Source organism: Mycobacterium sp. OAS707 (genome assembly GCF_014873705.1).
GTDB lineage: Bacteria > Actinomycetota > Actinomycetes > Mycobacteriales > Mycobacteriaceae > Mycobacterium.
The window spans coordinates 488,914-500,145 of the sequence record NZ_JADBDS010000005.1 but is presented as its reverse complement, the minus strand read 5'-3'; the positions used below and the strand labels follow the sequence as shown (position 1 = coordinate 500,145).

The 11,232-nt window shown below is 66.5% G+C and carries 10 protein-coding genes; 1 reads left to right on the top strand and 9 read right to left on the bottom strand.

Annotated features, from left to right (window positions below; all coding sequences use genetic code 11):
* Window positions 1-17: 17 nt before the first annotated feature.
* The 6 genes from GGC64_RS30925 to GGC64_RS30900 are packed head-to-tail and all read right to left on the bottom strand — an operon-like array spanning window position 18 to window position 7,038.
* The gene (locus GGC64_RS30925) at window positions 18-1,370 is read right to left on the bottom strand and encodes a PfkB family carbohydrate kinase (protein ID WP_370582435.1); all 1,353 of its coding nucleotides are present in this window, start codon (window positions 1,368-1,370) and stop codon (window positions 18-20) included.
* Window positions 1,363-1,932 (bottom strand): SIS domain-containing protein, encoded by a 570-nt coding sequence (locus GGC64_RS30920; RefSeq protein WP_192726377.1) that lies wholly within the window; start codon window positions 1,930-1,932, stop codon window positions 1,363-1,365. Before GGC64_RS30920 ends, GGC64_RS30925 begins: the two co-directional genes overlap by 8 nt.
* Window positions 1,925-2,947 carry a glycosyltransferase family 9 protein gene (locus GGC64_RS30915; RefSeq protein WP_370582434.1) on the bottom strand — a complete coding sequence of 341 codons (1,023 nt, stop codon included), beginning with the start codon at window positions 2,945-2,947 and terminating at the stop codon, window positions 1,925-1,927. Before GGC64_RS30915 ends, GGC64_RS30920 begins: the two co-directional genes overlap by 8 nt.
* Complete coding sequence (locus GGC64_RS30910) at window positions 2,944-4,434, bottom strand: HAD-IIIA family hydrolase (protein WP_370582433.1); 1,491 nt, start codon at window positions 4,432-4,434, stop codon at window positions 2,944-2,946. Before GGC64_RS30910 ends, GGC64_RS30915 begins: the two co-directional genes overlap by 4 nt.
* Window positions 4,431-6,044, bottom strand: coding sequence for a carbamoyltransferase C-terminal domain-containing protein (locus GGC64_RS30905; protein ID WP_192726375.1), 1,614 nt, complete (start codon window positions 6,042-6,044; stop codon window positions 4,431-4,433). The genes GGC64_RS30910 and GGC64_RS30905 overlap by 4 nt, the downstream gene beginning before the upstream one ends.
* 10 nt (window positions 6,045-6,054) lie before the next feature.
* A complete protein-coding gene (locus tag GGC64_RS30900; RefSeq protein ID WP_192726374.1) occupies window positions 6,055-7,038 on the bottom strand; it encodes an NAD-dependent epimerase/dehydratase family protein in 984 nt (327 codons plus the stop codon).
* A 40-nt stretch (window positions 7,039-7,078) separates the two neighbouring features.
* Here GGC64_RS30900 and GGC64_RS30895 point away from each other — a divergent pair, with 40 nt between their 5' ends.
* A complete protein-coding gene (locus tag GGC64_RS30895) occupies window positions 7,079-7,957 on the top strand; it encodes a glycosyltransferase family 2 protein (RefSeq protein WP_192726373.1) in 879 nt (292 codons plus the stop codon).
* A gap of 5 nt (window positions 7,958-7,962) precedes the next feature.
* On the opposite strand, the gene GGC64_RS30890 is transcribed toward GGC64_RS30895, so the two are convergent.
* The 3 genes from GGC64_RS30890 to GGC64_RS30880 form a co-directional block, all read right to left on the bottom strand.
* Window positions 7,963-9,201, bottom strand: coding sequence for a glycosyltransferase (locus tag GGC64_RS30890; protein WP_192726372.1), 1,239 nt, complete (start codon window positions 9,199-9,201; stop codon window positions 7,963-7,965).
* A gap of 13 nt (window positions 9,202-9,214) precedes the next feature.
* Window positions 9,215-10,186 (bottom strand): glycosyltransferase, encoded by a 972-nt coding sequence (locus tag GGC64_RS30885; RefSeq protein WP_192726371.1) that lies wholly within the window; start codon window positions 10,184-10,186, stop codon window positions 9,215-9,217.
* Between the two features lie 548 nt (window positions 10,187-10,734).
* Window positions 10,735-11,160: a low affinity iron permease family protein gene (locus GGC64_RS30880; RefSeq protein WP_225952651.1), complete on the bottom strand. Its 426-nt coding sequence runs from the start codon at window positions 11,158-11,160 to the stop codon at window positions 10,735-10,737.
* Window positions 11,161-11,232 lie beyond the last annotated feature (72 nt).

The window sequence follows — 11,232 nt, the reverse complement described above, 5'->3', positions numbered from 1 at the left end:
GTAGCTCCTCTCTTTCACTACGATCGCGCGGCGGTGATCAGGTTCGACGACGAGTAACCAGCGACGGTCGGCAGAAGCACTACCTCGCCGCCATTAGCACGTACGACCGCGGCTTCGGGCAGCTGCGCCTCGGTGTAGTCACCGCCCTTGACCCACACGTCGGGCTGTAGCTGCTCCAAGGCCCGTTCCGGCGAGCTCTCGTCGAAGATGACCACAGCGTCGACGCACGCCAGCGCGGACAACACCCGCGCCCTGTCCTCGGCGCGCATCACCGGGCGCCGAGGACCTTTCAATGCACGCACCGAGGAGTCGGAGTTAAGCAGCACCACAAGCGCGTCACCGAGCTGGCGGGCTTGGCGTAGCAGTCGCACGTGGCCGGTGTGCAGCAGATCGAAGCAGCCTCCAGTCGCGACCAGCGTGCCGCCCCGACTGCGCAGCCGGTCACGTACGGTCACGATGTCGCCGGTGATGGCGTCGAATTCCTCTGCAGGTTGCGGGGTTTCGAGGGTCGCAGCAGTGGAGACTGAAGTGGCGCCGCCGGCGGCGACAAAGCGACTGGCCGCGGTGACTGCCGAGGTGACCGCCGCATTCGCATCCGCGTCCGCACACAGCGCTATCGTGGCGGCCACCGCGAACCGGTCTCCTGCACCGCAGGTGTCTCCTCGGCCGCCTGCAGGCCACGATGGCACCGGGATGTTCGTATTGCCTTCGGCCGTGGCAAGCACCGCTCCCCTTCCTCCCAACGTGACGCACACGGCTCGGGCATCCCATTGGCTGCGAAGCGATTCGGCCGAATGCCCTTCGGCTTCGGCTTCATTCGGAGTGACCAACCAGCAGCCGGCGACGGGAGCGGTGCCGCGGGGATGCGGGTCCCACACCACCGGTACCCGCTTCGCCGCTGCTTCCAGCTGTTCCCGGATGCCTGGATGGGCGGTGACGCCGTTCCCGTAATCGGCTACGCAGATCGCCTTTGCCCGGCGCAGCAGCGCGGCCGCCCGGTCGGGCAGTGGCCCATGCGCCGCCGTCCCGTCACCGCGGTCCAATCGCAGCATCGACTGGCCTGCGGCTCGAATTCTGGTCTTGCACAAGGTGTTACCGGACGACGACAGCCCAACCACGTCGACACCCGCCGAGGTGAGAAGGTCTGTCAGTGCTCGCCCGTCGGCGTCGTCTGCCAGCGCGGTGATCAGTTTCACGTCGGATTCGAGGCGTGCCGCGAGTACCGCCGCCAAGCCCGCGCCGCCTGGGCGGCGCCACATCCGTTTTGTGTCGACGACCGCCACCGGCGCCTCCGGGCTGAGCCGGGTTGCATCGCCTTCGATATCGACGTCGAGCATCGAATCGCCGACGATGACCAGCGGCTCAGACACGGCCCGCTCCAACCAGCACGTCATCGACCGCGATGCACAACACATGCACGAGAAGGAGATGAATCTCCTGGACGGTTGCGGTAGTCGGCGCGTCCACGCAGATCGCGTCGTCGCACATGGCTGCCAAGGGGTTGGGCGCAGGCCCGGACATCGCCCAGGTGAGCAAACCTGTTTCGCGGGCGGCCTTGACCGCACACAGCACGTTGGGACTGGTGCCACTGGTGGACAGCGCCACCAGGACGTCTCCCGGTCGACCGTGGGCGCGCACCCCTCTGGCGAAGATCTCGTCGCCGCCGTAGTCGTTGGCGATCGCGGTGAGCGCGGACGTGTCGGCGTGTAATGAGATGGCCGACAACGGCATTCGTTCGTCGCGGAAGCGGCCGACTAATTCAGCGGTGAGATGCTGCGCCTCCGCGGCGCTGCCGCCGTTACCGCAGGCCAGTAGCCGCCCGCCCGTGGTCAGCACCTCGGCCAAGTGCGCGCCCCACGATTGCAGGCGAGGTGCTTCGACACCGATGTGATCTACCGCGTCAGCCAGCGCGGCGATGTGGGTTTCAATCATGATTGCCTCTCAATTCATCGACTGCTGCAAGCAACTCCGCGTCGGCGATGCCGTCCAGGCAGGGGTGGCCGAGCACCGGACAGCTGCGGGCACGGGACGCCCGGCAAGGGGCATCCTGGTCTCCGAGCCGGATGACGTCGTTGCCGTATGGGCTCCACTGCGACGCCGGCACGACGGGCGCGAAAAGCGACACCACGGGCGCACGTACCGCGGCGGCCAGATGTGCGGGTCCGGTGTTCGGCGCGACGACGACATCGGCCGCCGCGAAGACCGCTGCGAGGGTTGCGAATGTGGTCTGACCGCCCAGGTCGATCCCGCCCGCTCCCGCGACCGCGGCGGTCAGTTCGCGCTCGGATTCAGCACCGGTGACGACAACGCGGTGGCCGGCCGCGGCGAGCGCGGCCACCATCTGCGCGCTGCGTGTCGCAGTCGGTCTGCGCGCAGGCACCGCAGTTCCGGGGTGGAACACGACAAACGGTGCACCACCGATGGTTTCGGAGACGTCGAATGGCAGCGGCGGGAGTTCGCGCACGGCCAGCATTCCGTCGTCGCCCCACGGCAGCTCGCAGCCGGCAGCGCGGGCCAGCGAAAGCGCACGCAACGGTTCGGGTATCCCGGCCTCCACGTGGTGCCGCAGATCCAGCAGGGTCCCCGGGTAGTCCTCGCAGATCGCGCCGACCCACGGCACGTCCGCCATCCGGCAGATCAGCGCCAGCGGCAGCGGCGACTGATGAAACGACGTGAAGATGTACACCCGCTTCGGCGCGACGTCGCGCAACTGCTTGATCAGCGACTCGACGTGTGTCGCTGTGAGTTCCGCGGAATCGAAATCGACCCAGGGCGCCTGCCATTCGATGATCTCGTCGACCGCGGGTAGCAGCTCTGCCGCGGCGCGCCCGCGCGGCCCGGCCAGAAAAGTCACACCGTCGTGTGACGACGCGACCGCTCGCACCGCGGGACCAGTGATCAGAACGTCACCGGCGCTGTCGAGCCTGGCCACCAGTGCGCGATTCACCGGCAGTCCTTCAGCACGAGCGACACCGCATCCTCCAGCGTGGCGGCCACCCTGGCGCGGTCCCTGGCCTCGCTGATCTCCTGACGCCGGGTCCGCTCGGTAGGTACCAGCACCACGTCCGCGCGTGCCGACAGTGCGGCCTCGACGTCGCCGCCCGTGTCACCGATCATCACGCAGCGGGCCGGGTCAACACCGAGGGCCTCGGCGGCGGCCTCCACCATTCCCGGCGCAGGCTTTCGGCATCGGCAGCCGTCATCGTCGCCATGTATGCATACCTGCCAGGAGTGAAACGGGCCCAGCATCGCATCGACTTTCGCGTTGACCTCCTTCAGTTCATCCGGTGTGATGAGTCCCTTCGCCACCCCTGATTGGTTGGTGACAACGGCTAGGAGCAATCCGCGGTCACGCAACCGGTCCAACGCGTCAAGCGCTCCGGGCACCGGTTGCACCCCGGCGGGATCGTTGAGATACGGCCTGTCCTCGATGATCGTGTCGTCGCGGTCCAACAACACGGCCAGGGGCGGGTCACCGCGCGCCGATCGGAACGTCCACTCCCCTCGGATCCGGTGCATGACCGCGGCCGGCGGAATCAGGATGCTGGTCAACAGCATTCGAGCGGCCTCGGTGGGTGTATGTGGGCCCGCCCAGAACCGGCGCCCCGCAAACTCGGCGGTCAGCGCGGCCCACCCTTCGGCACACACCCTGGCCAAACGCCACCGACCGGCGCAGGCCGCCAACACGGCGGCAACGGCCGCTGCGCATGTCAGTGCGTGCAAGGGAAGCCGCCCGCGGCCTTCGCCGATGGCCGCACGCCATGCCCTACCGTGCTTGCGGCGCATGAGCGCGTTGTCCCGGTTGCCGATCTGCGCGCGCACACTACTCATCAGCGTCGCCGGGGCAACGGGGTGGCTGCAGCGGCGCTTGCCCCCGACAATGCTGCCGCCGGACAGCGTGATCCGTAGTGCCAGGTCCGAGTCTTCCCGGTAGGCTCTGGGGAAGCGCTCGTCGAATCCCCCGACCGCCACCAGGTCCGAACGCCGGTAAGCCATGTCGGCCGTGATCCATTTCGCCTCGGCCAGCCTCAGCGTGCGGCGTTCGTCATCGGTTGACCTGCGGCCGGCCACCCGGGGCACCTCGATGACGCCCTGCGACCCGGCCGCCCCGGACCCCTCTGCCTCAGCCAGGTCATCAGTCAGCGAGGCGAACCAATTAGGTTGCGGCACAACGTCATCGTCGAGAAAGCACACCCACGACGTGCGCGCGGCACGCCAACCCACATTGCGCGCCGCTGCCGGTCCACGGCCACCGCTGCGCAAGACCGTGACGGGCAGGCTCGTTTCGACGTGCAACGACTCGATCGCGTCGGGGCGGTCATCGACCACTATCACCGCCGACGGCCGCTGACCGGCCGAGCCGTCGAGTTCAGCCAACAGGCGATACAGCGACTCGCGTCCGATGGTCGGTATCACGACGGTGTAGTCGGTCACCTGGGCCGCCTCACGATGAAGGGACCGATCGCCAGCATGTCGATCGGTGCGCTGCCGAAACATTCGAGCGCGTCGCGCGGGCTGTCCACCATCGGACGGCCCGACGTATTGAAGCTGGTGTTCACGACAACCGGCACACCCGTACGCTCGGCGAACCGAGCGATGGTGGCGTGCAGCACCGGGTTGGCCTTGTCGACAGTCTGGATTCGCGCAGTGCCGTCGACATGGGTGACAGCGGGAATCTTCGGCCGCCATGCGTCGACGACGTCGTGCACAAACAACATGTACGGGCTCGGAATCGGGCCGCCCGAGAAGATCTCGTCGGCTCGTTCGGCGAGCACCATCGGCGCCACCGGGCGGAACTGTTCGCGGCCCTTGACGGTGTTGAGTCGCTCGAGGTTCTCGACCCGCCGCGGGTCGGCAAGCAGCGAGCGTCCGCCAAGTGCCCGCGGCCCGAACTCCGCGCGACCCTGAAACCAGCCGATCAACTGGTCCTCAGCCAGGGCGTCGCCGACGGTCGCCGGGAAATCGAACGGCCGCTCATATGGCAGCGCCGCCTCGCGCAGCGTCGCCTCGATCTCCTCATCGGAGAACCCGCGACCCAGCTGAGCGGACGGCATCGGGGCGATCGACTCACCGGCTTCTCCGGCGAGCGCCAGCGCGGCGCCGAGCGCGGTGCCCGAATCGCCCGCGGCCGGCTGCACCCACACATTAGTGAAGCCGCCATCGGCGTACAGCTTGGAGTTGGCCACACAGTTGAGTGCCACTCCTCCTGCCAGGCAGAGCTTTTCGTCATCGGTACGCTGTCGCAGCCAACGGACCAGGCCGAGCAGCACTTCCTCGAGCACCGTCTGCACACTGCACGCCAAGTCGACGTTATGCTCACCGCGTGGCCCGAACGACTGCCAATCCACCGGTTCGGTCCGAAAGCCGCCATCACCACACGCGTAAACCAGCTCGCGCAATCTGTCAGCGAAACGCGGCGTCCCATAGGACGCCATCGCCATCACCTTGTATTCGTCGCTTGATCGCTGAAAACCCAGATGTTCGGTGAGGTTCTCGTACAGCAGACCCAGCGAGTGCGGCAGCGACTGCGTGGCCAGCACGTCGATCTTGCCGTCCCGATAGGTGCCCGCCAGCATCGAGGAGCGCTCACCGCGGCCGTCGACAACCAGCACCGCACAGTCGGGGTGAGGTGAGGCCAGCGCACTGGACGCCGCATGTGCGACGTGGTGCCGAACGTGCCGCACGATTCCCGGATCGAGGCCGGGCAGCGCTGATTGCAGGAACCGCGGGGCCCGCTGTGCATACATCGTGCGCAGGTACTCCCAATCGCGGTCGAGCCCGTCGAGGTCGGCGGTCGTGTCGTCCATCAGCCGCGGGTCATACGAATAGCCAACCGCGTCAAGATCAGAAGGCCGCAGGCCGGCCTGCTCGAGACACCACCGCGCCGACTGGATCGGCAGCTCCCACGTCGAAAACGGCACCGCCTGCTTACCGTGCTTACGCCGGGAGAACCGCTCCTCTTCGGCGGCAGCGACGATGTGGCCGTCAACAACCACCGCGGCGGCGGGGTCGTGGAAAACTGCGTTGATTCCAAGGATTCGCACCCGATATCTCCTAACTTCCTTGCAGCGCAGCAGATGCCGACGGCTGTGGGCGTCGCTGGGTACGGAACCAGTCCACGGTCAGCTCCAACCCGGCGCGGCAGCCCACCCGGGGTTGCCAGCCCAACTGCTCGCCAGCCAACGTGATGTCAGGGCAGCGCCGCTGCGGGTCGTCCTCCGCGGCAGCGACGAAACGGATCGCGGACTGACTGCCTGCCAGGTCACGGACGAGTTCGGCGATGTGCAGCACCGACAGCTCCGTCGGGTTGCCGACGTTGACCGGTCCGGCGAAATCCGATTGAGCGAGCGCAACCAACGCATCGATGGTGTCGTCGATATAACACAGTGACCGCGTCTGTTGACCGGTGCCGGTCACGGTGATCGGCTGTCCGGCGAGCGCCTGACTGCAGAACGTGGGCACCATGCGCCCGTCATCGCTGCGCATCCCCGGACCGTAAGTGTTGAAGATCCGCGCCACGCCGACATCGGCGGAGCGCGCCCGCCGATACGCGAACGTCAACGCTTCGGCGAACCGCTTCGCCTCGTCGTAGACGCTGCGCGGGCCGACGGGATTGACGTTGCCCCAATAGGTTTCCGGTTGCGGATGCCGCAGCGGATCGCCGTACACCTCGCTGGTCGACGCAAGCACCAGGCGGGCGTTGGCACGTTCGGCGATGTCGAGCGCGTTCGCGGTGCCCAGTGCGCCGGTGCGCATCGTCTGCACGGGCATGCGCAGGTAATCCACCGGAGACGCCGGTGAGGCCAAATGGAATACGGTGTCGACGTCGGTCGGGCCGCCGATCAGCGAATGGCTGATGTCGTGGCGGATGAACCGATAACCCTGCCGTCCGCGCAGCCGATCCGCCGCAGTCGGTGCACTCGTGGACAGATCGTCGACGCAAATCACCTCCGCCCCTGACTCGAGCAACCGCTCGCACAGCTGGCCGCCGAGAAAGCCCCCGCCGCCCGTGACCATGACCCGTCGGAGTTCACGCATCGGTGTTTGCCCTCCGTTTCGGCGGGTAGTCGGCCCCGTTATGGATGCCACGCACCGCATTTCGTTCGTCATTGCCAGCCGTGATCGCGCAGACGAGCTGGCGACCACGGTGGCCAGGCTGCTCGACAGCACACCGTGCCCAATCATTGTGGTGGACAATGCGTCTCAAGATAATTCGGTGGCCATCATGAATCGGATCGCTGCGACGTCGGGTGGCAGGTTGCGCGTCATCGAGCTGAACGAAAACCGGGGAGCAGTTGGCCGCAACGTCGGTGTGGCTGCGGCCCGCACTCCGTACGTGGCGTTCTGCGACGACGACTCGTGGTGGATGTCCGACGCACCAGCGACCGGGGCCGACCTCTTCGATCGCCACCCGACGCTGGGCCTGCTGGCAGCGCGCACCATCGTTTGGCCGCAACGCCGCGAGGACCCCTTCTGCGCCCTGCTGGCAAACAGCGCGCTCGGGCATCGGCCCGGCCTGCCCGGCCCATCTGTGCTCGGATTCATGAGCTGTGCGTCGATGGTGCGCAAGCAGGCATTCGAGGCGGCAGGCGGCTTCAGCGGCATCCTGCATTTCCGCGGCGAGGAACAGCTGCTCGCCATGGATCTCGCCGCGCTCGGGTGGGACTTGTGCTACTGCCGGGACCTCGTCGCCATTCACCAGCCCTCCGCGCACCGCGCCAGCACGGCGACGCAGAACGCCCGTCAGATGCGCAATGCGGTGTTGACCACATGGCTTCGTCGCCCGATGACGCGGTGCATGAGAGCAACTGCCGCGCTGCTGTGGGCCGCGCTTCGTGATCGCGAGCATGCGCGGGCGGCCGCCGAGGCGATCGCCCGCCTGCCGGACGTCGTCAACGAGCGCAAGCGGTTGCCTGTCAGTGTCGAGCGCGCGCTGACGGCACTGGAGTCGCAGTGAGCCCGTCATCCGGACGAAAGTGACGACAGATCGGTCGCCTGCTGATTCGCGGGCTCTTGGGCCGCGGGCACCAGACGGTCGTAGATGCGCAGTGTGTCGGCGGCGATTCGGTCCCACGAGTAACGCGCCTTGGCGCGATCCCGGCCCGCCGCGCCCAGGCCCTTCCGCAGGAAGTCGTTGTGCAACAGGTCATTGATCGCGTCGGCCACTTCGGTATGGCTCTTCGGTTTCACGAGCCGCCCGGTCACATCGTGCACGACCGTGTCGATCATGCCGCCAACCGCGGAGGCGACCACCGGGACACCGCACGCCATCGCCTCTAGTGGCACGATGCCGAACGGCTCGTACCACGGGGTGCACGCGACAACATCGGCGGACCGCAAGATCGCCGGCATGTATTCGCGCGCAACGGATCCATACAGTTTTACCCGGTCGGCAACGCCCAGTTGGGCGGCCAGCGCTCGCAGTCGGCGCGCCTCGGGATCTGAAGCCAGTTGGGCCTTTTCAGGGCCCCCGACGATGACGAGTTCGGCGCCCGGTATCGCCGGCAGCGCACGCACGACGGTGTCGAAACCCTTGCGCGGGACGAATCTTCCGACGCTGACGATGCGATGCCGCTCGCCACGTGGTGCCGTCGGCCCATCGGGCGTGAAGTGGTCGAGATTCACCCCGCAGGGTACGACCGACATCCGGGCGCGCGACCGGCCCATCCGCATCAGCTCGAAGACTTCGTCGGTGCACGTCGCCGCGACCCAGGTCGCGCTGCGGGCGACCATGGCCTCGAGGCGCAGTCGCTCCCGGGGGCTGGTGTCGTCGGCACCCTGGTGCCGACGCTTGACGACGCCGAGCGCATGAAAGGTCTGTACCGCAGGCAGATCGAGGTGCCGTGTCGCCAATTGGGTTGCGATTCCCGACATCCAGAAATGGGCGTGCGTGACGTCCGGCCGATCGGCGCGCCATTGCGCATCCAGAAACTGAGCGAATGGGCCCATGTGGGCCAGCAATTCGTCCTTCGGCAGCCGTTCAGGAGGGCCGGCCGGCACGTGAACAACCGTGTAACCCTGCGGCATCTCGACACGTTCGGGGAGGTCGTGATCATCCCGACGGGTGTAGACGGTCACGGCATGGCCGCGCCGCGTCAGCGCCGCTGACAGTTCGGCGACGTGGACGTTTTGGCCGCCCGCGTCGACGCCGCCCAGCACCGCCAACGGACTGGCGTGTTCGGAGACCATGGCGATCTTCACGGCAATCCTCCTTTCAGACCCTCTCGCAACTGGTGTCGATGACGTCCTCCCACTCGGCGAGGAACCGCTCGAGCGCGAAGTGCGCCATGGCGAAGTCACGGGACGCTTTGCCCGCCGCCGCAGCTGCCGAACGATCGGTGACGAACCCCTCGAGGGCGTGCGCCAGCGTGGTGACGTCCGCGCTGACCACGCCGGCCTCCGGCGGCACCACTAGTGGCGCCATCGTGGACGCGACCGCCACCACCGGCATGCCGAGGTACATGGCCTCGATCAGGGATAGGCCTAGCGATGTCCAGCGAGCGGTATGCAGATACACCCTGCGCCGTGCCACCTGGTGCAGCAGCCGCGGCGCCGGCACGTCGCCCTTGCCCCGCACACGCCCGTTGCCAGATAGCGCTTCTGTATCAATGCCCCACACGTCGATCGGCGTGGCGATCGACAGTTCGTCCAGCAAATCGGTGCCGACCGTGCGCCCGCGCCGCAACGGTTCATTGATCATGGTTGCCGCGACAGGCAATTCGCCGGTATAGAGGTGGCCGGGATCGGCGATGCCGTGATTGATCACCCCGGTGGGGGCGACGCCGTTGTTCCACATCAAGCAGTTGAAGTCGGTGACGTGTATCAATTGAATGTCGTCACGCGCCGCGAGTGGGTGAACGCTGTCGACGGCGAAGGGTCGTGGCGTGTTGTGTTCGACGTAGACAGCAGGGACGTCGATGCCGGGCCGACGCCCGAGCCAACGTGTCGCCAGCTCGATCTCGTGAGGGCGCTGCAACACCACAAGGTCGATGTCTTCGTCACGCAGGCGCCACGACGGAACCTCCTGCGCGCGTGGCCAATTGCGACCACACAAGCCGCGCCCATAGGCGTCGCGGTCGTCGTTCACAGGAATCACCCAGCGATAACGCCCAGCGACGAACGACTCCATCCACGACCCGTGCACGTGCCACACCAAAACCGAACGGACGGCATCAGATCGCGCCATGAGAACCACTTACCCGGATTCAATTCGGCCTAACGGGACAGCGATCGACTCTTCGTAAAATTGATTCACTCTATTCGCATTCCGGACGCCACGCTGGTCGGGGGCGGTTCACAGCTGACGCACACCGAGTGTTTTTGCGGCCATGCAAGACAACGCGCAGCTCCCCGACGGCGTCCCGGTCGCCGATGCCGTCGAGCAACACCGGCCATCCAGCGAACCGGTTCCCGACGAAGAGGCTTGCGCCTCGCCGACCCAGCACACTTGGCGTCGATGTGACTTCGTACGCTGCGCTGGATCGTCAACCGGCATGACCACGGGGCGCAATCACTGGTGCAGTGAGACTGTAGAGCGCACCACCAAAAACTTTGGGCTGGGCTCGACATCCTGGCCAAAAGCGTCGCGTATCAGAACCCGACCGCGACGTTCACCGACATCTCCGATGAGAGCGGCTGCATTCATCGACATCGCTGAGGGTCGCCTGAGGAATTGGCCCCTCTCACCACTTCGCGGCTCTCAAGACCAGTCGGCGCCGCAGCCGCCGGGCGGGGCTAACCCGAGCCCTCACGGGTTTCCAGTCCGACTGCGGCGGCTAGCTCGTCGCGGTGGCGCCTCAGTTCGGGATACTGCTGTCCCAGCTCTCCCATCAAATCCCAGAGCGCGTCGGCAAGCGCATTGAGTTTGTGTTGGGTGGCGCGGTCGGTTCGTGACTGGGTGTTCTGCAGCAACGCGACCAACAGAAACGTGATGATCGTGGTGATGGTGTTGATGATCAATTGCCAGGTGTTGAGCTTGATCACAAGATAAGACGGCGCCCACACGATGATCAGCAGGACACAGAACGAGAAGAACCACGCCCGCGACACCCACAAGCTGACCTTAGACGCGAAACGATCGAAGATCGACAACTGATCAGAGACATCGCTTGGCATCTCGCCCGGTTGTTTGCGTGGCGCGGTGATCGACGAGCCAGACATAGCGGTTCCACCCTTTCTTCGCTGACGTGCCGACGCTGCGCCGGCTGGCCTGCTTGCCTCGTCAGCACCAGC

Excerpts from the sequence above, each read along its gene's own strand:
- GGC64_RS30920 (WP_192726377.1), bottom strand. The coding sequence starts at position 1,932 with ATGATTGAAACCCACATCGCCGCGCTGGCTGACGCGGTAGATCACATC.
- GGC64_RS30895 (WP_192726373.1), top strand. The coding sequence starts at position 7,079 with ATGGATGCCACGCACCGCATTTCGTTCGTCATTGCCAGCCGTGATCGC.
- GGC64_RS30900 (WP_192726374.1), bottom strand. The coding sequence starts at position 7,038 with ATGCGTGAACTCCGACGGGTCATGGTCACGGGCGGCGGGGGCTTTCTC.
- GGC64_RS30885 (WP_192726371.1), bottom strand. The coding sequence starts at position 10,186 with ATGGCGCGATCTGATGCCGTCCGTTCGGTTTTGGTGTGGCACGTGCAC.
- GGC64_RS30880 (WP_225952651.1), bottom strand. The coding sequence starts at position 11,160 with ATGTCTGGCTCGTCGATCACCGCGCCACGCAAACAACCGGGCGAGATG.